Consider the following 20,416-nt stretch of genomic DNA (forward strand, 5'->3'; position numbering starts at 1 on the left):
TGGGGAAATTATGAAAGTTGTTGTTCTCGGCGCCGGTATCGTCGGCGTCACCTCGGCCTACCAGCTTGCCAGGAGCGGACATGACGTGACGGTCATCGACCGTCAGCCAGGCCCGGCACTGGAAACGAGCTTTGCCAATGCCGGCGAAGTCTCGTTCGGCTATTGCTCGCCCTGGGCCGCACCCGGCATTCCAATGAAGGCGATGAAGTGGCTGTTCATGGAGCACGCGCCGCTGATCCTGCGCCCGAAAATCGATGCCGCCATGATTGGCTGGATGATCAAGATGCTTTCGAATTGCACGTCGAAGCGCTATGCGATCAACAAGAGCCGCATGTTGCGGCTCGCCGACTATAGCCGCGTTTCGCTTGCCGCACTTCGCGCAGAAGCCGGCATTGCGTACGACGAGCGCATGCAGGGCACGCTGCAACTGTTCCGGACGCAGGCCCAACTCGACGCCTCGGGCAAGGACGTCAAGGCGCTTGCCGCCGATGGCATTCCCTATGAAGTGCTCGACCGCGATGGCTGCATCGGCGTCGAGCCGGCCCTGAAGCATGTGCGCGAAAAGATCGTCGGCGGCCTGCTGACGCCGAAGGACGAAACCGGCGACTGCTTCAAGTTCAGCAACGATCTCGCGAAAAAGGCCGAAGAGCTCAGCGTGCGCTTCAACTACGGCAGCATCATCCGCGGTCTTGACGTGGAAGGCGGCCGGGTCAAGGGCGTCATCACCGCGCACGGAACGCTTCAGGCCGACGCCGTCGTGGTGGCGCTCGGCAGCTTCTCTCCGCTGCTCGTCCGGCCGCACGGCATCCGCCTGCCTGTCTATCCAGTCAAGGGCTATTCGCTGACGATCCCGATCACCGATGCCTCGCGCGCACCGGAATCGACCGTGATGGACGAGACCTTCAAGATCGCCATCACCAGGCTCGGCGACCGCATCCGCGTCGGGGGCATGGCGGAAATCTCCGGCTATACCAACGATCTCGGCGAGCCCCGCCGCCTGACGCTCCAGCACTCCGTCACCGATCTCTTCCCGGGCGGCGACGTGTCGAAGGCGAGCTTCTGGTCGGGCCTTCGCCCCATGACGCCCGATGGTACGCCGGTCATCGGCCCGACGAAGGTCGCCGGCCTCTATCTCAACACCGGTCACGGCACGCTCGGCTGGACGATGAGCTCCGGTTCGGCCCGGGTGATCTCTGATCTCGTCAGCGGTCGCAAGCCGGAGATCGACGCCACCGACCTCGCGGTCGCCCGCTACGCCTGACACCAATCCCACAAACTCTTATCCGGAGACTGATATGATCACTGCTATTTCCACCGCCGATGCCCCAGGGGCTGTCGGCCCCTACGCCCAGGCCATCAAGACCGGCTATCTGCTATTCGTGTCCGGACAGTTGCCGATCGACCCTGCCACCGGCGAGTTCAATTCTGACAATGCGGTCAAGCAGGCCGAGCAATGCCTGAAGAACATGACCGCCATTGCCAAGGCAGCGGGCACCGATCTCTCAAAGACGGTCAAGACCACGGTGTTGTTGACCGACCTTGGCGATTTCGCGGAGGTCAACCGCGTCTATGCCGAATTCTTCTCCGAGCCGTTCCCGGCGCGTGCCTGCTATGAGGTGAAAGCTCTGCCGAAAGGCGCCAAGGTGGAGATCGAAGCCATCATTGCTGTCGGCTAATCTTCCCCGCACCATACGCGGCATATAGCCGGAGCGGTCGAAGGGCCGCTCCGGTTCTGTCGTTTGACGGCGGAAGAAACGGGCGGCAGCCCAGTTGAGGAGGAGGACGCCGTGACCCTTACGCAGGCGCTCAAAAAGCATATCAAGAATACCAAGACGTTCGGCGACCTTGCAGCAGCCGTTGGCGCCGTCGAAACCACCACCCGTTTCCCGGTCCACAATCCCTCCACCGGCGAATTGCTGGCGGAACTGCCGGACATACAGGCCGCGGAGGTCGCGCTCGCGATCGATCGGGCCGACACAGCAAGACAGCATTGGGCGGGTCTGACCGCGCGCGAGCGCTCCGACATCCTGTGGCGATGGCACCAGCTGATTGTCGATCACATCGATGATCTTGCCGCTATTCTGACCTGCGAGATGGGCAAGCCGCTTGCCGAGGCGAAGTCGGAGATTTCCCATGCTGCGGCGTACGTCAAATGGTACGCGGAAGAGGCGAACCGCATCTACGGCGAGACGATCCCGGCGCCATCCACTGACAGACGACTGCTGGTGATCAAGCAGCCTGTCGGCGTCGTCGGCGCGATCACGCCCTGGAATTTCCCAGCTTCGATGGTCGCGCGCAAGATTGCGCCGGCGCTGGCCGCCGGCTGCACTGTTGTCCTCAAGCCCGCGGAACAAACCCCGCTTGTCGCAGGCGCCATGTTCGCTCTTGCCCGGGTGGCGGGTTTCCCCGACGGCGTGCTCAATCTGATCTATGCGTCGGATGGCGATGCCGTCGGCAAGGCGCTTTGCTCAAACCCAAAGGTTCGCAAGATCAGTTTCACCGGCTCGACGGAGGTCGGCCGGCTGCTGATGCGCCAATGCTCCGAGCAGATCAAGCGGATCAGCTTTGAGCTCGGTGGCAACGCGCCGTTCATTGTGTTCGGCGACGCCGACATCGATGATGCCGTCGAGGGTGCGATTCAAGCCAAGTTCCGCAATGGCGGCCAGACCTGTGTATCCGCCAATCGCATTTACGTGCAGGCCGGCGTCTATCACCTGTTCTCCGAGAGGTTCGCCGAACGCGTCAGGCGGCTGCAGGTTGGCGACGGATTCAAACCGGACTCCGCCATTGGTCCGCTGATCGACACTCACGCTCTGGCGAAGATTGAGGTGCACGTCGATGATGCGGTCAAAAAGGGAGCAATGGTTCGCTGCGGCGGTCGTCGGATCGGTGCCACGGGAACATTTTTCGAGCCGACCGTCATCACCAATGTTGTCGGTTCGATGCGTATCGCGCAGGAAGAGACATTCGGCCCCTTGGCGCCGATCATCCGTTTCGAAGACCCGGAGCAGGTGATCCGGGAAGCCAACGACACCATCTATGGCCTCGCCGCCTATTTCTACGCCTCGAACCTCAAACGCGTCTGGCGGGTGGCCGAGGCGCTGGAATACGGCATGGTCGGCATCAACACCGGCCGCATGTCATCGGAGGCCGCACCCTTCGGAGGCGTCAAGCAGTCCGGCATTGGACGCGAGGGATCTCGGCACGGTCTCGAGGACTATCTTGAAATGAAGTACCTTTGCATAGGCAGCCTCTAAAATGCTACAGCCACACGCGGGAAAGAGGCTGCCGTCGAAGCTTGTTCCACGGCAGCCAGTCGCTTGGGAGGCGAAATCAAAGGCCTTGACGACCAATCTCAAACGTTCTGCGTAGCCGATCAGATATTGTGCTCAAGTCTGCCGCATGCACCTGAACGATATGGGTACAGCGAACCTTTGCGCGGCGACCGGCATTTTCGGGTCAATTGACGCAGGATTGCGGCGTTCTATTCCCGCGTTTCGCCTGACAAGCTGGTTCCGGCTCTGACTCGATGTACCGGGCAAGCGGTCAGTCTCTTCAGGCCCGCCGGCGATTAGCTGAAAATCAAATGCATTTAGAGTGAGAGCTTCATGGACGTCGGCTATGAACAGTCAGCTGCGGCACGCGGCGGCATCGGCAGCCTCCTGCTTGCCGCACGGAGAGGACATGACTGGGCCTATGTCGGCTCCGTTGGAACCGGCTTCAACACGACTGATGTCGAATATCTTTGCAGGACCCTCAATAAGCTGAAGACACCGAAACAAGTCGTGCCGCTCAAGGGCAAAAACCTGGTCTTCGTCCAGCCGACCCTGATTGCCGAATCGAGGTCCGCAGTTGGACGCATAACTGCAATCTTCGTCGTGGATCCAATAGGGTTTACGGGAAATCCAGGACAACGCCGCCATCTTCGACATTGCCAATCGGCCACCCAAGCGAATAGAGCGCTCGCGGCTTGGCCGGCAGTGATGTCGCACGCCCTGCGGCCGGCCGGACTACGCTTCCTCTTCGACGGCCAATCAATTCTGATAGGAATTTGGAAACACAATATCCTGATCGACGAGCACGTTGAACTTGTAGCCGGGCCTGATCTCTAGCGTCGGCTGGACATTGAGATTGCGGCTGATCGTCTGTTCGGCGACGCGGCCGAAGCTCTCCGCGAAATTCCGCCTTGCCGCATCCGACGCGGTCTCCTGCGTCGCGAGCGTCGAGCTTTGCGGCATCGACGCGTCGATGCCCGTCCCGATCAGCGCAATAAGTGCCGCGGAACCGAAGGTCCGCCAATAGTGGTTGTTCACCTTATCATTGAAGCCGCCATAGCCTTGGGCATCGGTCCCAGCCATGCCGCCCATCTGAAGCGTTGATCCGTTCGGGAAGATCAGGTCGGTCCAGACGACCAGAACGCGGCTTTGCCCGAACGACACCTTGCTGTCATAGCGGCCGAACAGTTTCGCCCCTTGCGGGATCAGCAGCCGATGCCCGGTCGCGCTGTCATAGACATTCTGGCTGACCTGCGCGGTAATGCGGCCTGGAAGGTCGGAATTGATGCCTGTGATCAACGTCGCCGGGATGACCGAGCCGCGTTTCAGTTCAAAGAGCGTTTGCTGCAGCACGACACGGTTCGGCAGATAGCCGAGGTCCTTCAGATCGCTGTTGAAGAAATCCTCCTTCGACGTCTGCCCGTTCCCTTAGCCGCACCGGCTCCGATCGAAGACGCGACAGTGTCGGTGAATCCGAACTTTGCTAATGTGCTGCCCAGTGCATCAGGCGCTTCACCCGTTACCAGGATGCTGACTTGGCAGATGAGGGACGCCGAAGGGATATCCAAAATTTCGACGATTCGTTGCCAGCCGACCGCGAAGGCATCATCAAGGCGACATGTTCGACCAGTGCATCAAGACGGTCGAGTTCTCGATTTATTTGAGTCTTGAGATGCTTCGGCAAGCCACGGCCATCTCCGGTGCAAAGCTCCTCAAGCCAGTTGCTGCTTGCAAATCGCCACGGTGGAAGCCGCTAGCGTCCGAGGCACCGGCGCCGACAATGTTGCTTACCTTAAAGGGTGTCGGCGCTGAGTTTGCCGCCGTCCTTTGGACCGAAGCGCTGTGCCGACATTTTGATAATCGGCGAGCAGATTGCCGCCTATGCAGGTTTGACACCGACCCCATGGATGAGCGGGACGATTGACCACGAACAAGGGGTCTCAAAAGCAGGGAATCCCCGGTTGCGCACCACGATGATTCAATTGTCCTGGCTATGGCTACGCAATCAGCCAGCATCAGCGCTCAGTCGTTGGTTTGTGGATCGGGTCCAGTCGAATGGTGGACGTTTAAAGAAAGCTGCGATTGTGGCACTTGCGCGCAAGCTCCTTATAGCGCTGTGGAAGTTTGTCACTGCGGGTGTGGTCATCGAAGGGGCTGTTATGAAGACCGCCTGACGACGACCATACAATGACCTAACACACAAATCTTCCAGGACTGATCAATCCTGGCGGATCCAGGTGAGCGAACCGCCTCCAAAGTCGGGCTTCAAATGCCGCGCTTTAGATTGGTCCCGTTCTCCTGAGCCTTGCCGCTACGCAAGCGGGATAGTGGTGCTGCCGGACAAAACGGCGACCGTATGTGAGTTTGAACCGGCGACGGAAACGAGCCGCGTCATGCAGAGTGGCTTAGACCATGGATCCGATACGTATCGAAAGGAGCACGCTATGAAACAATGATTGATCTTGACGGCGAAATCCTCATGTGAGCTTTGAGAGCAGTTTTTGAAGCGCCAGGATTCGTTTCCGGTTTCCACGATCTCGCAGTGGTGGGTTAAACGGTCGAGGAGAGCCGTTGTCATCTTCGCATCGCCGAACACCGACGGCCATTCGCCGAAGGCAAGGTTCGTCGTGACGATGATCGAGGTGCGCTCGTGGAGCCTGCTGATCAAATGGAACAGGAGCTGACCCCCGGGCCTGCGCGAACGGCAGATAGCCGAGCTCATCGAGGATGATGAAGTCGAGGCGCGTGAGGTAATCGGCAATCCGCACCTGCTTGCCATTGCGCGTTTCCGTTTCCGGCCGATTGACCAGATCGACGACATCGAAGAAGCGGCCGCGCGTGCCGTTGCGGATAAGAGCATGGGCAATCGCGATGGCCAGATGGCTCTTGCCTGTCTCCGTGCCACCGACGAGAACGACGTTGCGCTGATCGGCGACGAAAGTGTTGGTGGCCAGTTCGCGCACCAGGGATTCATTGACGGGCGTGTCGGCGAAGTCGAAGTCGTCAATGTCTTTTGCCAACGGCCGCTTGGCGATGCTGAGCTGGTAGCGGATCGAGCGTGCCTGCTTCTTAGCGATCTCCGACTGCAGGAGATCACCGACGACGCGCGGTGGTTCGTGCTGCGTTTGATGCCGTTTCCCATGATCTCGTCGTAGGCGCTGCGCATTCCGTAGAATTGGGCAAGTTGATGGAACGCACACAGTTCTCGAACTGATGAGCACGCTAACTGCACGTCCGGCTCGTAGGCAAAGCGGTTTTAGTAACTCGCGCACTCTTCCGTGATCAATGAGCACATGGGTGCCCGCGGCTTTGGATTGGCGGGTCGAGTTTGCTCACCGCGCCGACCTTGGCCGTACCTACATAAGCTCCCTTGAGTGTTCGATATATAGCCCGAGCATCGAAGTACTTGATCGGCTTTCGACGGCTCTTGGAGTGGAGGCTGCCGCCCTGCTTAAGAAGTCGCAATGACTTCTCAGTGGGTGCATTGATAGGACACCCATAACAATTGCTGCCAATCCATATTAGACGCGTCTCCTCTCACCCATCACCATTCGCCCCGGGAACAATCAACCGGGAGACCCTGCCGTGAATGCAACGCGATACCTTCCTCTCTTCCTGACGATGGCGTTCGTTGGAGCGCCTGGACTGGCCGTTGCCGAAAGCCTCGTCGTCAACAGCTATGGCGGGCCATACGAAGCGATCATCGAGGAGCGGATTATCGAGCCGTTCGAGGAAAAGACCGGTATCGACGTTGTTTACGACGCCGTCGGATCGGCTTCTCAGGACTATGCAAAAATTAAGGCCACGCAGGGCCAGCCCGGCTTCGACGTCGTTGTAATGACGGCCTCGCAGTCACTTCAAGGCTGCAAGGATGGGCTGCTGGAGAAGCTGGATGCAGCGGTAATTTCAAACCTTGGAAAACTTGGCCCCAGCCTTGCGGCCGTGGCTGGCCCCTGCGGCGCGGTTCATGAGGTGCAGTATATGTCGCTGCTTTATCGCACCGACAAGCTGCCCTCTCCTCCGACCTCCTGGTCGTCGCTACTAGCGCCCGAGCTCAAGGGCAAGATCATCCTACCCACATTCCAGAACATCATGGCGGTCTTCCTGATGGAAATCATGTCGGTCGCCCGCGGTGGCGATATGATCGATCACATCGATCCGGGTTTTGACGCCATGGCCGAGCTTGCCCGGCAGTCCATCGGCTTTGAACAGTCCTCAGCAATCCTTGAAAGCTACATCAAGGACGGCACCGTGTGGGCGATGCCGTTCTGGAATGGACGTGCTCAGCTTCTCGTCGATCTCGGTGTTCCGGTCGACTATGTCCGCCCGAAGGAAGGCACGATCCCCCTGATCGCGACCCTCAACGTGCCGGTGGGGGCGAGGAATAAGCAGGCCGCGATGGCCTTCATAGACTTCTTTCTGGAGAAGTCCAGCCAGGAAGCTTGGGTGACGAGCTACAAGGTCGGGAGCGCCCGGACCGATATCGACATCCCCGACAATGTCCGCAAGCGCCAGATCACTACGGAGGCGGATCTCAAGAGCCTGAAATTGCCGAACCTCTCGCACGTCGCCGAGAAGCTCAGCGAATGGGGAGAGCGCTGGGAACGCGACGTCGTATCGCAGGCCAATTGAGAGGAGGGTTTTCATGTCTACCATTGCACTTACCGCGCCGGCAGCGATGCCGCCTGCGCCCGCTAAAACGTCCGGCTATTTGGTACTCGCCCCTTCCTGTCTCGTACTGACCGTGTTCTTTGCCCTGCCCATGGGTACGACGATCGGGATGAGTTTCACGGACGGTGAGACCCTTGCGCCTACGCTTGCCCATTATCAGCGGTTCTTTTCGGACGGCTTGTCGCTTGCCGGTCTCTATCGGACCACGGTGATGTCAATTCTCGTCGCGGTCTGCGTGACGGTTTTCGGCTATCCCGTTGCCTACTATTTGGCACGCTCCCGGTCACGCTGGCGGGCAGTGGTCTTTGCTCTGGCGCTGGCGCCTGAACTGGCCGGCGTTGTTTTGCGCACCTACGGTTGGCTCATCATTCTCGAGGATAGAGGTTTCATCAACGATGCGCTGTTGAACCTCGGGATCATCGCCTCTCCCCTTCCCCTTTCGAAGAACCTTTTTGCCGTCGTGGTTGGTCTGACGCACGTCATTTTGCCCTTCGGGATCCTTTCCCTGACGACGAGTATCCAGGGCATCGATCCCAATCTTGAGCGGGCAGCGCAGATGCTGGGCGCATCCCGGCTCTCCGTGCTTCGCCATATCGTCCTGCCGCTTTCAGTGCCGGGCATTGTCAGTTCGCTTTTGATCTCGTTCACGATGGCTGCCAGCGCATATGCCACGCCGGCGCTTCTTGGCGGTGCCCGTTTCAAGGTACTGGCCACCATGATCTACGAGCAGGTCCTATTCTACATCGACTGGCGCTTTGCCGCCGTCATGGCAATCGCCCTTCTCCTCATGATGCTTACCGTCTCGTTCCTCGGGATCCGCTACGAAACGCGCCGCAGCAACCGAAGAACCAACAGCGAAGGAGTATTCTCGTGAACGGGGTGCTGTCGTGTCTGTTTTGGCTGGCGATAGGCGTCGTTCTGGCGTTCATCACCCTGCCGCTGGCCGTGGTGGTCGCGGCCTCTTTAAGCCCGTCATCGACTGTCACCTTCCTGCCGTGGGACTGGACGCTTGAGTGGTTCGGTGCGCTGCTCTCCGATCGATGGCTGCAGCCATTTCTGCTGAGCTTCAGGATCGCAACCGTCGTCGCCGCGATCAGTGGCGTGCTCGGTATCCTTGCTGCTTACGCGATCGTCTATGAGAAGATTCCGGGCAGCGCGCTCATCATGGCAGGTCTTCTATCGCCACTATCGGTGCCGCAGATCGTCAAGGGCGTGGCGATCGTGCTGTTCCTGTCGATCATTGGTCTGCAAGGCATACTCGGCACGCCGGCCCTGATTGCCGCTCACGTCGTGCTTGCCTTGCCCTTCGTAACCCGCATGGCGGCGACATCCCTTACCAATTTCGACGGAAATCTCGATCGCGCTGCCCAAAGTCTTGGCGCCACGAAACGTCAACGGCTGCAGCACATCGTTTTGCCTATGATCAAGCCTGGCGTGCTGTCGGGCGTCACGTTCGCCTTTATCATCTCGTTCAACAACATTCCGTTGTCGGTCTTTCTCGTTCGCCCCGGCGACACGACGCTGCCGATCGCGGTGATCAACTACCTCGAATACAGCCTCGATCCGGTAATGGCAGCCGTCAACGTCGCATCGATGATCTTCATCCTTACGGTGATCTTCCTGTTTGAAAAAATAGGTGGCTTCTCAACTCAACTCCATGGTGGAAGCAAATGAACAGTTTTGACATTGAACTCGTCTCGGTTAGCAAGTCCTTTGCGGGGCTGCCGGTGATCCAGGACCTGAACCTTGAAATTCCACGCGGTGAATTTGTCAGCATTCTCGGACCCTCCGGCTGCGGCAAGACGACGACACTCAACATGATTGCCGGCTTCAACACGCCGAGTTTGGGCGATATCCGTATTCGCGGAAGAAGCCAGACACGCGTTCCGCCGGAGCGGCGCAACCTTGGGCTTGTCTTTCAAAACTATGCGCTGTTCCCGCACATGACGGTGGCCGACAATGTCGGTTTTGGGCTTCGCATGCGAAGTACACCAAAAGCCGAAATCGAGCCAGCCGTCCAGGCGGCGCTGCGTAGCGTTCGTCTCGACGGACTCGGTGGGCGCTATCCAAAAGCCCTGTCCGGTGGTCAGCAGCAGCGGGTGGCGTTGGCGCGCGCCATTGCTCCCCGCCCAACGGTGTTGTTACTCGACGAGCCGCTCTCGAACCTCGACCTGAAACTGCGCGAGGCCATGAGGATCGAGCTCAAGGAGATCCACGAACAACTGGGCATGACGTTCGTCTACGTCACCCATGACCAGGAGGAAGCGATGGCCATGTCCGACCGGATCGTTGTTATGTGGCAGGGGGCGATTGCCCAGCAGGGCAAGCCGGATTCGATCTACAGGAGTCCGGCGACTCGCTTCGTCGCCGATTTCATTGGACGGTCCAACGTCCTGTCCGTCAGCAAGAGCGCGCGGGAGGCTCCATTCCTGCATCTCACCCTCGAAGGAAGTCCGATCGTGCTTCGATCGGCGTGCGTCGGTGGTGCGCAGACCATTCGATCCTGCTGCATTCGCCCCGAATGCATTGTGCTTCTGGAAGAAACGCAAGCGGACATCGTTGGACAAAACCAATTTGATGGGGTGGTGCGGCGGATCGTCAATTTGGGCGCCCATATCGAACTGCTGGTGGAAATTGCCGACGGGCTTAGACTCACCGTGCTCATCCGTTCAGGCCGGTCATCTTTCCCGCCTGAGCCTGGAAGCACGGTCACCCTCGGGGTCGATCCGCACGACGTGCAACTCCTTGCCGACTGATGCGTATTCATCGTCCGCCCTTATCAATTCCCGGCGATCGGTATTGGAACCCCCAAGACGCCCGCCCCTAGGATTGTCGCAGCCTTAGAGGAAGGCGACACAAGGAGACAAAAATGCTGACGAAAGAACGACTGCGTGCGATCCAAAACGATAGCAACGTTTGCGCCGATATCGAGGGATTCGATTTCAACGCCTACGACGCTTATGACATCGAGGAACTGCGGCGCTTCTGGCTGCAATATGGCGTGCTACGCTTTCGGCAGGCCGGCATCACCGATGCACAGCAGGTGGAATTCTCCCGCCATTTCGGGGAGTTCGTCATTCACCCCAAACAGAAGCAGGAAGGCGGGCATCCTACCCATCCCGAAATCCTGGTGATCAGCAACGCCATGAAGGACGGAAAGCCGAGTGGGGCGATGGGCAACAGCGAGGCGACCTGGCACACCGACACATGGTTTTACGAGCGGCCGCCGGCAGGTGCCATCCTTCGCGCCGTTACCGTGCCGCCTTCTGGGGGCGACACCTATTTCCTGTCGACCTACAGCGCCTTTGAGAGCTTACCGGATTCGTTGAAAAAGATGACGGACGGACGGCAGATCTTCTTCCAGAACGTCTATGACAAGACCGGCAAACTGCGGCTTGGCAAGAGTGCGCCAGAAGCCAAGGATTTTCGGGAGTGGAGCGGTATTGTTCATCCGCTGGTACGAACCCATGGCGAGACAGGCCGCAAGGCGCTTTATCTCGGCGGCACGACTGAGGGCGCGTGGATCGTCGGCCTGCCGCTGGATGAGAGCGAGGACCTGCTCCTGGAACTGTGGCAGCACACCACGAAGGGACAAGAAGTCTTCGTCCAGCAATGGGACGAAGGCGACATCATGATGTGGGACAATCGCTGCACCATGCACCGGCGCGATGGGTTTGACCCGTCGCTGATCCGCATCATGCATCGCACGACGACGGCCGGCGAACGCCCGGTTTGAACTCCCGTCATGATTTCGGAAAGAGAGACACAATGACGCCCGTCTATCGCGTTCACGATCGCCCGCAATCGTCTTCTATCGCCCTGCAGGAGATGTTGTGGGATGTGGAAACGGCGACGATCGGACATATCGAGCATCTCGGATTCGTCAGCGACGATATCCGGCCTGTCTTTCCGGCACGTGCCGTTGGTTCGGCCCTCACCGTCGCGGCGCCCGGCCGCGACGGCATTGTCATCTACAAGGCGATCGACCTGCTCTTGCCGGGCGACGTGCTGGTAATTTCGCGCGTCGACCGGGACGACATCGCATGCGTCGGTGGTGGGGTAGCCACAGCCGCAAAGGCAAAAGGGGCAGCAGCGATTGTCATCGACGGGCCCTGCACCGATGTCGAGGAACTGGTCGCAATCGGCCTGCCGGTCTGGTGCCGTGGACGCTCGTCGAAAACCACCAACCGCAGCTTCTCGATCGGCGGTTCGGTGAACGTGCCGATCGCCTGCGGCGCGACGGCCGTAATGCCCGGATACGTGGTTCTTGCAGACAATGAGGGCGTGTTCGTCGCCGATGCCATCCGGATGGCCGACCTTGCCATGCTCGCGATCGAACGCCAACGCCGCTCGGCGGCATTGCGGTCTCATCTCGCCGCAGGCCGCTCCATCTTCGACTTTCAACAGGAGGCCGTCCCGTGAAAATAGCGCTCATCCAGATGAATTCGCAGCCCGATCGGGACCGTAACGTGAAGACCGCCGAAGCGCTGATGGAACAGGCGGTGGCGCGCGAGCATCCCGACCTCATCGTGTTGCCCGAGCACTTCGACTGGACCGGGGGCACACCTAACGAAAAGCGCCGTGCTGCCGATGATGTCCCCGGCGGGGAAGCCTATGCGATGGTCCAGGCGTTCGCGGCCCGGCATCGCGTCTGGGTGCATGCCGGCAGCCTGCTTGAGCGAAACCCCGGCTTGAAACGGATCTACAACACGACGGTCGTCTTCGATTCCGACGGCCGGGAGGTGGGTGTCTACCGCAAGATCCACCTGTTCGACATCACCGCCCCTGACGGCAAGGTCTACGCTGAGTCGGCAACCGTCGCGACCGGCGATCAGTTGCTCATCTATGAGCTCAAGGGTTTCCGCATCGCCTGCGCCATCTGCTACGACCTTCGATTTTCGGGACTGTTCAATCGCCTTTCAGCCGAAGGTGTCGACCTCTTCATTCTTCCAGCAGCCTTCACCGAGCAGACGGGGAAGGATCACTGGGAGGTCTTGTGCAGGGCCCGGGCAATCGAATTCCAGGTCTATTTTGCGGCCTGCGGCCAGTGCGGCACCTATCCAGCGCCCGACGGGGAAGAACGACGAACGTACGGTCACTCCATGGTCTGCGATCCCTGGGGCGATGTTGTCGCGCGTGCTGGCGGCGACGTTACGGTCCTGACCGCGTCACTGGATGCTGCGCGTTTGATGGAGGTTCGGCAGTGGATTCCCATGCAGGATCATCGTCGCGATCTTGGCCGCGCTGACGTGCGCGTCGCCAGATGATTGGGCGAGCGTGCATTCGGGATTTAAGCTCGGATACCAACACCCGGATGTTTAAGAGTCCTGCGAATCCGAACGGACGAGGTCCACGTGGTCGACGTCGAGTGCCTGCGCGAGCAAGTAAAGCGTTACAATGGTCGGGTTGCGTTTGCCGTGTTCAAGGCCGCTCAAATACTGCTGGCTGAAGCCGGAGCGCACCGCGAGGTCCTCCTGCGTCACACCCTTTTCCCGACGCAGGCGCGCAAAATTCCGACCGACCAACTTGCGCATGTCCATGCGCCAACTGATGACAGCCCGCAAAAATTTAGTTTATCAACTATAGTATGTAATCCTCGTCGTTCTGCTGTCATGCGCCCGGACCAGAATACTGGGCTCAACAGGGCCGTACGGCGGATGGATTGAACTATACTCGACCGCGCTAGCGGAGGCAGGGCACTGTCCGCACGAAAATCAAATGTCTTAGACACTGCGGTGGGTCGGCGAATTCGCCATCACCGGCGAAGCGCCGGAATGGATCAGCGTGAGCTCGCGCTTTTCATCGGTGTCAGCGCCCAGCAGGTGCAAAAATACGAGACCGGTCGCTCGCGGGTCGGAGCCGGCCGACTGCGCCAGATCGCGAAAAAGCTTGACGTCCCTGTCGCTTCCTTCTTCGAGCCATTGGCGGCGTCGGACTTTGGTGTCGATGACCCAGCGCACGCAATCGACCGAGCCGTCCTTGCCTATGTGTCTACACCGGAAGGGATAGTCGTGAACCGCGCATTCCAGCGGATTTCGGATCCGAAAGTCCGCCGCAACTTAATTGGGCTTCTGGTCGCCATCTCCGATGCGACATACGTCGATTAGGTCCCGTAACGCTGAGCGAATGTACGAGCCGACTTCCGTGCTAGTCGTTTAGCCGAAATGTCTCCGATCTGTGTCCGTGGGTTTACCGGCGAAACCGAAGCTTTGCGAAAACGTCACCCCACTCGTAAGCCGGCACAGCATAAGATTTGGCCGGCGCTCGCAAGGGTTGCGGCGATTCGATCAAGGAGGATCAACCATGAATCAGCACGCAGGGTTTAGCGAACCCATCCTGTTTCTCGGGCTCGACGAGTTGCAATCGACGCAGGCGAACCTGACGATGGCAGAACTCCACGAAACGATCACTACAGCGTGGAGCGATATCCGGGCGGCGAAAGCGTACGGCGGCAAAGCCGTCCTGTCCCTGCCCGAGAAGGACTTCTGGGAAAGGCCGGAGTTCAGCGCCTTCAAGTCCGACTTTACCGATCAGCGCCTCGCATGGAAGCTGTCGTCCCTCTACAGCGTCAATACGCAGTTCGGCGCGGTCAAGATCATCGGCGCCAATGCGTTCAACCGCAGGCTCGGCCTGCCCCGCTCGACATCGACGATTGTTCTTCTGGAAAAGATGACAATGCGTCCAATCGCGGTCCTCGACGGCACGGCAATATCGGCGAGACGCACCGGAACCTATGCATCGACCGTGTTTGAGCGCTGCTTTCCGGAGCGTGGCGTGGTTTCGGTCTTCATCTTCGGTGCAGGGCCGATCGCGAGAGACGTGATCTTGTGCCTGGATCATGTCGGCTCGGATAGAATCCGGGAGATCCTCGTGCGCAGCCGGACGTATGAAGGGGCAGCTTCCATGGTCGCGCATATGCAGCCGCAAACAATCATCCCGCTGATCCCGGTGACGGACAACAACCCGCTTTGCGGCTGTGAATTCGTCGTTACGGCATCGAACGCACGGCAACCCGTCTTTGAAGACCGGGAACTTGCTGCAAATGCCGTGACATTGCATCTGGGCGGTGACGAGGTTCCGCAATCATATCTCCAGCGGGCGCTCCGCACCGGCACGCTTGTCTGTGACAGCCTAGCCATGGTGTCTCACCGACGGTCGCAAAGCCTGGCCCTGCATTTTTGGCGCAACGGCTTGTCCTTGGAGACCGCGGGACCGCTCCTTGGGGTTCACGAACTTTCCACGACGCAGGACTGGTATTCGAAGCCCGACGGACCGGTCTGCATCACCTGCGTCGGTCTGCCCATGCTCGACCTCTATGTTGCCCAGGCAACCTACGAGAAATACCAGAAGGCGCGCGACACGATTGCGGCTGCCGATTGAAATCTGCCCGCATCAAACCCCGGATACGAGAAATGTGAGGTCGAACAGCATCATGTATCTGACAGGCATATTGGCGGACCACATCTGCAGCGTCCCACAGGCGGCGCGACCGGCCTTCATCGATGAAATGGCACTGCGCTGCATCCTTGATCTTCTGGGTGCTGCCATTGCCGGCGCCGGGGCAAAAGGTCCGGCCGCGGCGCGACAGTCTGCGGCGGTCATCTTCGGCGAGGGCATCGCCCCCGTATGGATGTCGGCAAAGACAGCAGCTCCTGTTGCCGCCCTCCTATGCAATGCGGCGGCAGCTTGCGCACTTGATCTTGATGACGGGCACCGTGCGGCACGCGGCCATCCCGGCGCCTGCGTGATCCCGACGGTCCTAACTCTTGCCACGCAAACGAGAGTGACCGGCCGGGCACTCGTGTCGGCAATCATCGCCGGTTATGACATCGGCGTACGGATCGCCGCAGCGCAAAATCCGCAAGGCATCCCGACACGCCAATCCGGCCGTTGGGCAGCCTTTGCCGCTGTCGCCGCGGCGGGGTCCCTTTTTGGGGCAAGGCCGGATCATGTTGCGCAGGGTCTTGCGATCGCCGGTGTGCTCGCGCCCAATCAGCAGGCCAATGGAAGTTCGGGCTATTCCAGGCTGACTGGAAACGATGTGAAGGAGGGGATTGCCTGGAGTGCTGCGACTGGCCTCACCGCCCTTCATCTGGCCATGAACGGCCACACGGGACCTACCGACCTCCTCGACCATCCTGGCTTTTATGATCGCGAAAGGATCCTCGACCAATTGGGCGACCGCTGGGAAATTAGCGGGACGTACTTCAAATTGTATGCCTGCTGCCGCTACATTCATGCGCCTCTCGACGCTCTGTTGGCCATCATGACCGAGCACGCCCTCCTGGCCGAGGAGGTCATCGGCATCACGGTCGACACATTCGGCTGGGCGCTCAGGCTCGGCAACAAGACCAACCCCGAAAATCCTGTCGATATCCAGTACAGCCTGCCATATTGCCTCGCTGTAGCGGCCATCGACGGAGCGGCGGCGCTGGCTCCTGTTGATGTGAGCCTGCTTGGTCGCGCAGACCTTTCGCGTTTCGCCCAAAGGGTGCGGATGACGACGGATTCGGAGATAGACCAGCAGTTTCCCGATCAGACATTGGCACGGGTTACGGTGGACACCCCCAGAGGCCGTTTCCAGTCTCCTCTGACGGGACCGGTCGGCGATCCGGCACGCCCGCTGACCTTCGGTGCACTCGAACAAAAGTTCCTCAGTGTGACGCGCGGTATCATCAGTCCAGCGCAGCAAGGGATGCTGATTGGGGCGGTGCAGGGGCTGTTGTCTGATGATGGTGCGCGGCTCCTTCACGCACTTGGCTCCGCCCAGACGTCACCGAGGCGCAATTCGTAGTGTAGCCTCGCCGTCGAAGTTTCACGGGAGAGGGTGGACCCTTTTCTCCCTCTCAGGAAAAGCGTGTGATTTAATCATACGCTGTGCTATAAGGAGATAACGAAGGACACCGGCCATGCGCACAACCCAACCCCTGACCATCACACTGCCCCTTGAAATGGCGCAGATGGTCAAAGCCAAAGTCATCTCCGGCGAATATGCGACCGAGAGCGAAGTTATCCGTGACGGCCTGCGCACCTTGGCCGCCCGTGACGCCGCCGTTGAGAAATGGCTGCGCGAGGAAGTCGTGCCGACGTATGACGAGATGAAGGCGCACCCCGAGCGGGCTCTCTCCCTTGAGGAAGTAAACCGGAGGCTCGATGCCCGAATGGCCTCCCCCGGCAAAAAGTAACGCAGCGCATGAACCACCGCGTTATCTTTGCGCCGCAGGCGAGTGACGACCTCGAAAATTTGCTGGTGTATCTGATGGACGAAGCGGGGCGGGAAACGGCCCGCCGCTACGTCGGTAAGATTATAGATTACTGCCTTAGCTTTGAAACCTTCCCTAAGCGGGGCGCTATGCGTCCCGACCTCCGTCCGGGGCTTCGCGTTGTCGGTTATCGTGGCAAAGCGAGTATAGCGTTTACCGTGGAAAACGACACGGTGTTCATTCTGCGTGTTTTCCACGGCGGCCAAAACATCGCTTTTCCCGACGACGAGTAGGCCCGCTAGATCAAATGCGGCCGGGGGCCGCCCCAGAGCGAGAGCGACTCAGTAGAATTCGCGGTCCAAAATGCCCCATCATAACATCGCCATGCCAATCCTTGCCCAGAACGACCGCGAAGTTGGAAAATCGAACCGAAGGTCAACAAGGACCTGCTAAAAAGCCCGTGAACCATCGTGGAACGAATATTGTACGGTTGCTGAATTACTGCAACGCAGTACGCCTTTTGGCTGAGGCTCTGTTGAGGTGTTGCCTGGATTGGCGACAAGCTGGCTCTTCATTGGCCGCACTCGAACCGGAGGATCTCGGACCGAATAGGGATCTCAAAAACGCGTGTGGTTTCCGTTCGCTGTCGGCGCCAGGCTGAGTTATCAAGCTCTCATTTTATTGTAGCCGCCGTGGATCGACAGCCAGCCCGACTGTGTTATCCCGGATTGGAGAGTGTCGTGACATGACCTTCGGGTATCAATATTGAGAAGTATGGTGCCGCAGCGCTCATGATGAGACTGCCCTATCTGCGCACGACCTTGAAAGAGTCACTGAAAACGGATGGCCGCATAGGCGATCTGTGTGCCGCCTATGGTGAGGCTGTGCTCTTGCGTGACCGCCTTCGCCGAAAGCGCTTCTGCGATGCCCATCTCCTGGATCGGGCCGAAGACTGTTGCTTGCAGTTGGAAGCAAGTGTGGCATTTCGTTTGTCGAGGCGCCCCGCATGAATCTTGGTTTTGAAATCCTCGGATAGTGTCAACGCGACCGGTTCGCATCAAAGCGCAGTTATTTCCGCCGGTGATGTGCGGGCGACAGGCCCACTACCGTCGATGAGGCCTCCGTTCCATACCGCAACCTCCCCCTTGATAATGACATGACGGACACGGCTTAGGTTATGGCTTTCCGAGATCGTGAGATCCGCTCGCCTGCCCGTTTCGAGGACCCCACGGTCGCCGGCAAGCTGGGGGAAAATCCGGGCGACGTTGCCGGTGGCAAGAGCGACCGCCGCTGGCGCCGATAATTGTCGCTTCGTCACCATGCGTTGGACCGCCGACAGAATGCTGTCCCAATCGCCGCCCGCAAAGTCCGTCGATATCGTATCGGCCAGCCCCGCCTCGATAAGTGCGTCCAGATTATCCGGATCGTTGCGCCAGCGTGTATGGACGCAGTCAAGCGTCGAAACGTCGATTGCAGCACCCCGGTTGCGAAGCTCGAGCCCGAAGCGCACCGCTTCCTCCGGCAAGAAGGAAGGGTGGTTGGCGTGTCCTGCGACCATCACGCATGCCGGGTTACTTGCCGCGATCTTCAGCAAGGTTTCGATCGTCGGCAACGCCGTGTGAAATATCGCCGGCAGAGCGAAACGCGTGGCTTGGGCGGCGATTTCCCAAAACCCCTGAAGCGACAGCGCGACCGGCGGAATGACGGTCTTTACGATCAGCTCGCGCATCTCTGCCACGCCGAGATGGGCTTTCAGCCCGCAGCTCTCCATCAGTTGTTCAAGGACAGGCTGGTCGGCCGCCCCATCGCCTTTCAGCGAACGACCCAGCACTGCTTCTTTCAAGGAACGTGCGACCTTCGGGTGAACGGCGACCCCTGTCGCAGTCAAAATGGCGGCAGGAATGAAGCGATAGTCCTGTGCTCCACCGCCGAGCGTCTGGCCACCACCCGCCTCGCCAAGCGCCTTGGCGCCGTCGGCAATCATTTGCTCGATCGTCAAGGCGCGATGTCGCTCCGACAATCCCTTACCGTCGATCTCCATCGCCGCGGCGATGTTGCTCGGCGTATGTGCGGTCGATACATGAATGTCGAGCGGATGGTGCTCTGTCTCAGGAGGGCAGATTTCATCTGGCGCCGCCAGGCCGCAGACGTTGAGCAGCGTCGTCGTTCCTGACAAAAGGTGCCGGTTGCGGAAATATGCGACATGGTGCTCAGCAAACGGCATCGAGCCGCTTGGCATGGTGGGGCCATGGATGCAGCCGTGCGCATGGGCGTTGATAATGCCCGGCATGACCGTACACCCGGTGGCATCTATTATGAACGCGCCCTCGGTTGCCATCTCGGTGCCTTCGCGAACCTCGACGATCCTGTCGTCGCGCAGGCGCACGATAGCCTTTTCGAGAAAAGTCCTCCCGTCGCCCGTGATCACGCTGCCATTGATGACGACGGTATCGCGAAAACCTATGCTCATCCGGCTTATCCTTGGCTTATCCTGGAGGGACATCCGCCCTCGATGTCCATTTCAGTCATATTCAGCGCGTAGCCAACGCCGCGGACCGTTCGGATCGGATCCTCGCCCGGAACAAAATTCAGGGACTTTCGCAGGCGCCCGATGTGGACATTGACCGTGCGGGCATCGACAAAGACCCCCTTGGGCCAGGCGCCGGCTATCAGCTCACCGCGGCTCATGACCTGCCCCTGCCGCTCGATGAGGCATCGAAGAAGGTTGAATTCGATCAGTCGCAGCTGAACCTCCCGGCCGTTGCGGAAGACCCGACATTCTAGGGCCTCAAGGACGATATCAGCGTGTCTGAGCCTGCTATGCCGCGTGAGGACCGAGTTCTCCTTCACTAAAGATGCGGGTTCTGTTCTGAGGACGTCCAGAATTCGCACTGGATCCACCGGTCTGACGAATGCTATGTCGACCCCAGCATTGATGTAGCGCGGATACTCTGTCGCCGCCGCGGGATCAATCAGGGCAATCAGGGTGACGCCCCGTGTCTGCGGTGCCGCCTTGAGTGTCCCACAAAGCGCAATCGCATAGGCTGCTTTCCAGTCCACGACCAATGCATCCACGAGACCGCCTCTCGTCAGCGACAGAGCCTCTTCGCAATCCGATGCCAACATGGCCTCAAACCCTTGCTGCGCAAGAATATGCCGCAGAAACAACGAACATTGCGGGTCGCTCGATGTGATGACGATGATCACGCGTCTCACGTCCCCTCGGTATGGCGCCTCGGCTGCAACTGAGGCGGCCGGACCTGACTG

General features: G+C 59.5%; 19 protein-coding genes and 5 pseudogenes. 18 read left to right on the top strand and 6 right to left on the bottom strand.

The genetic code is table 11. The features are described from left to right. Positions 1-10 precede the first annotated feature (10 nt). The 4 genes and pseudogenes from A3AY_RS0128035 to A3AY_RS38355 all read left to right on the top strand — a co-directional run. Complete coding sequence (locus tag A3AY_RS0128035) at positions 11-1,261, top strand: D-amino acid dehydrogenase (protein WP_018328997.1); 1,251 nt, start codon at positions 11-13, stop codon at positions 1,259-1,261. A 34-nt stretch (positions 1,262-1,295) separates the two neighbouring features. Continuing rightward, complete coding sequence (locus tag A3AY_RS0128040; RefSeq protein ID WP_018328998.1) at positions 1,296-1,676, top strand: RidA family protein; 381 nt, start codon at positions 1,296-1,298, stop codon at positions 1,674-1,676. Positions 1,677-1,787: 111 nt separating this feature from the next. Next, positions 1,788-3,257: an NAD-dependent succinate-semialdehyde dehydrogenase gene (locus tag A3AY_RS0128045; RefSeq protein WP_026203919.1), complete on the top strand. Its 1,470-nt coding sequence runs from the start codon at positions 1,788-1,790 to the stop codon at positions 3,255-3,257. A 318-nt stretch (positions 3,258-3,575) separates the two neighbouring features. Next, positions 3,576-3,984 (top strand): annotated as a pseudogene (locus A3AY_RS38355) (ATP dependent DNA ligase); the annotation flags it as partial. Positions 3,985-4,034: 50 nt separating this feature from the next. On the opposite strand, the pseudogene trbI reads toward A3AY_RS38355, so the two are convergent. Beyond that, positions 4,035-4,700, bottom strand: a pseudogene (trbI, locus tag A3AY_RS36350) (IncP-type conjugal transfer protein TrbI); the annotation flags it as partial. A 163-nt stretch (positions 4,701-4,863) separates the two neighbouring features. Further along, positions 4,864-4,992, bottom strand: a pseudogene (locus A3AY_RS40880) (IS110 family transposase); the annotation flags it as partial. Here A3AY_RS40880 and A3AY_RS36355 point away from each other — a divergent pair. Next, positions 4,984-5,449: pseudogene (locus A3AY_RS36355) on the top strand (transposase); the annotation flags it as partial. The pseudogenes A3AY_RS40880 and A3AY_RS36355 sit on opposite strands and share 9 nt — an antisense overlap. Before the next feature lie 137 nt (positions 5,450-5,586). Here the strand turns inward: A3AY_RS36355 and istB are convergent. Beyond that, positions 5,587-6,441, bottom strand: a pseudogene (gene istB / locus A3AY_RS40200) (IS21-like element helper ATPase IstB). Positions 6,442-6,560: 119 nt separating this feature from the next. On the opposite strand from istB, the gene A3AY_RS38365 reads away from it, so the two are divergent. The 8 genes from A3AY_RS38365 to A3AY_RS0128105 all read left to right on the top strand — a co-directional run bounded on the left by A3AY_RS38365 (position 6,561) and on the right by A3AY_RS0128105 (position 13,213). Continuing rightward, a complete protein-coding gene (locus tag A3AY_RS38365; RefSeq protein WP_083926054.1) occupies positions 6,561-6,743 on the top strand; it encodes a helix-turn-helix domain-containing protein in 183 nt (60 codons plus the stop codon). 153 nt (positions 6,744-6,896) lie between these two features. Continuing rightward, positions 6,897-7,907 (top strand): ABC transporter substrate-binding protein, encoded by a 1,011-nt coding sequence (locus tag A3AY_RS0128075; protein ID WP_051108426.1) that lies wholly within the window; start codon positions 6,897-6,899, stop codon positions 7,905-7,907. 13 nt (positions 7,908-7,920) lie between these two features. Next, positions 7,921-8,820, top strand: coding sequence for an ABC transporter permease (locus A3AY_RS0128080; RefSeq protein WP_018329004.1), 900 nt, complete (start codon positions 7,921-7,923; stop codon positions 8,818-8,820). Beyond that, positions 8,817-9,620: an ABC transporter permease gene (locus tag A3AY_RS0128085; RefSeq protein WP_018329005.1), complete on the top strand. Its 804-nt coding sequence runs from the start codon at positions 8,817-8,819 to the stop codon at positions 9,618-9,620. Before A3AY_RS0128080 ends, A3AY_RS0128085 begins: the two co-directional genes overlap by 4 nt. Then, a complete protein-coding gene (locus A3AY_RS0128090; RefSeq protein ID WP_018329006.1) occupies positions 9,617-10,702 on the top strand; it encodes an ABC transporter ATP-binding protein in 1,086 nt (361 codons plus the stop codon). The genes A3AY_RS0128085 and A3AY_RS0128090 overlap by 4 nt, the downstream gene beginning before the upstream one ends. 113 nt (positions 10,703-10,815) lie before the next feature. Beyond that, entirely contained in the window at positions 10,816-11,682 is an 867-nt protein-coding gene (locus A3AY_RS0128095; protein ID WP_018329007.1) for a TauD/TfdA dioxygenase family protein, read from the top strand. A gap of 32 nt (positions 11,683-11,714) precedes the next feature. Then, positions 11,715-12,368: an RraA family protein gene (locus A3AY_RS0128100; protein ID WP_018329008.1), complete on the top strand. Its 654-nt coding sequence runs from the start codon at positions 11,715-11,717 to the stop codon at positions 12,366-12,368. Further along, positions 12,365-13,213, top strand: coding sequence for a carbon-nitrogen hydrolase family protein (locus A3AY_RS0128105; protein ID WP_018329009.1), 849 nt, complete (start codon positions 12,365-12,367; stop codon positions 13,211-13,213). Before A3AY_RS0128100 ends, A3AY_RS0128105 begins: the two co-directional genes overlap by 4 nt. Before the next feature lie 51 nt (positions 13,214-13,264). Here the strand turns inward: A3AY_RS0128105 and A3AY_RS0128110 are convergent, their stop codons facing one another. Continuing rightward, on the bottom strand, positions 13,265-13,486 hold the full coding sequence (locus A3AY_RS0128110) for a helix-turn-helix domain-containing protein (protein ID WP_018329010.1): 222 nt from the start codon (positions 13,484-13,486) through the stop codon (positions 13,265-13,267). A gap of 195 nt (positions 13,487-13,681) precedes the next feature. Between A3AY_RS0128110 and A3AY_RS0128115 the strand changes: the two genes are divergently transcribed. The 5 genes from A3AY_RS0128115 (at position 13,682) to A3AY_RS0128135 (ending at position 17,442) form a co-directional block, all read left to right on the top strand. Beyond that, entirely contained in the window at positions 13,682-14,053 is a 372-nt protein-coding gene (locus tag A3AY_RS0128115) for a helix-turn-helix domain-containing protein (RefSeq protein ID WP_276325122.1), read from the top strand. Between the two features lie 196 nt (positions 14,054-14,249). After that, a complete protein-coding gene (locus A3AY_RS0128120; protein WP_018329012.1) occupies positions 14,250-15,326 on the top strand; it encodes a hypothetical protein in 1,077 nt (358 codons plus the stop codon). A 52-nt stretch (positions 15,327-15,378) separates the two neighbouring features. After that, positions 15,379-16,740 carry an MmgE/PrpD family protein gene (locus A3AY_RS36365; protein WP_018329013.1) on the top strand — a complete coding sequence of 454 codons (1,362 nt, stop codon included), beginning with the start codon at positions 15,379-15,381 and terminating at the stop codon, positions 16,738-16,740. A gap of 115 nt (positions 16,741-16,855) precedes the next feature. Beyond that, positions 16,856-17,131, top strand: coding sequence for a ribbon-helix-helix domain-containing protein (locus A3AY_RS0128130; RefSeq protein WP_018329014.1), 276 nt, complete (start codon positions 16,856-16,858; stop codon positions 17,129-17,131). Between the two features lie 8 nt (positions 17,132-17,139). Continuing rightward, entirely contained in the window at positions 17,140-17,442 is a 303-nt protein-coding gene (locus A3AY_RS0128135) for a type II toxin-antitoxin system RelE/ParE family toxin (RefSeq protein WP_018329015.1), read from the top strand. Positions 17,443-18,206: 764 nt separating this feature from the next. Here the strand turns inward: A3AY_RS0128135 and A3AY_RS0128145 are convergent. Continuing rightward, a complete protein-coding gene (locus A3AY_RS0128145) occupies positions 18,207-19,619 on the bottom strand; it encodes an amidohydrolase family protein (protein ID WP_018329017.1) in 1,413 nt (470 codons plus the stop codon). A gap of 5 nt (positions 19,620-19,624) precedes the next feature. After that, positions 19,625-20,356, bottom strand: a complete 732-nt coding sequence (locus A3AY_RS36370) for a winged helix-turn-helix transcriptional regulator (protein WP_018329018.1) — start codon at positions 20,354-20,356, stop codon at positions 19,625-19,627. Positions 20,357-20,416 lie beyond the last annotated feature (60 nt).

This window comes from Rhizobium giardinii bv. giardinii H152 (assembly GCF_000379605.1).
Taxonomy (GTDB): domain Bacteria; phylum Pseudomonadota; class Alphaproteobacteria; order Rhizobiales; family Rhizobiaceae; genus Pararhizobium; species Pararhizobium giardinii.

Excerpts from the sequence above, each read along its gene's own strand:
- A3AY_RS0128135 (WP_018329015.1), top strand. The coding sequence starts at position 17,140 with ATGAACCACCGCGTTATCTTTGCGCCGCAGGCGAGTGACGACCTCGAA.
- A3AY_RS0128090 (WP_018329006.1), top strand. The coding sequence starts at position 9,617 with ATGAACAGTTTTGACATTGAACTCGTCTCGGTTAGCAAGTCCTTTGCG.
- A3AY_RS0128075 (WP_051108426.1), top strand. The coding sequence starts at position 6,897 with ATGGCGTTCGTTGGAGCGCCTGGACTGGCCGTTGCCGAAAGCCTCGTC.
- A3AY_RS0128120 (WP_018329012.1), top strand. The coding sequence starts at position 14,250 with ATGAATCAGCACGCAGGGTTTAGCGAACCCATCCTGTTTCTCGGGCTC.
- A3AY_RS0128145 (WP_018329017.1), bottom strand. The coding sequence starts at position 19,619 with ATGAGCATAGGTTTTCGCGATACCGTCGTCATCAATGGCAGCGTGATC.
- A3AY_RS36365 (WP_018329013.1), top strand. The coding sequence starts at position 15,379 with ATGTATCTGACAGGCATATTGGCGGACCACATCTGCAGCGTCCCACAG.
- A3AY_RS0128130 (WP_018329014.1), top strand. The coding sequence starts at position 16,856 with ATGCGCACAACCCAACCCCTGACCATCACACTGCCCCTTGAAATGGCG.
- A3AY_RS0128110 (WP_018329010.1), bottom strand. The coding sequence starts at position 13,486 with ATGGACATGCGCAAGTTGGTCGGTCGGAATTTTGCGCGCCTGCGTCGG.
- A3AY_RS0128080 (WP_018329004.1), top strand. The coding sequence starts at position 7,921 with ATGTCTACCATTGCACTTACCGCGCCGGCAGCGATGCCGCCTGCGCCC.
- A3AY_RS0128100 (WP_018329008.1), top strand. The coding sequence starts at position 11,715 with ATGACGCCCGTCTATCGCGTTCACGATCGCCCGCAATCGTCTTCTATC.
- A3AY_RS0128040 (WP_018328998.1), top strand. The coding sequence starts at position 1,296 with ATGATCACTGCTATTTCCACCGCCGATGCCCCAGGGGCTGTCGGCCCC.
- A3AY_RS38365 (WP_083926054.1), top strand. The coding sequence starts at position 6,561 with ATGAGCACATGGGTGCCCGCGGCTTTGGATTGGCGGGTCGAGTTTGCT.
- A3AY_RS0128095 (WP_018329007.1), top strand. The coding sequence starts at position 10,816 with ATGCTGACGAAAGAACGACTGCGTGCGATCCAAAACGATAGCAACGTT.
- A3AY_RS0128035 (WP_018328997.1), top strand. The coding sequence starts at position 11 with ATGAAAGTTGTTGTTCTCGGCGCCGGTATCGTCGGCGTCACCTCGGCC.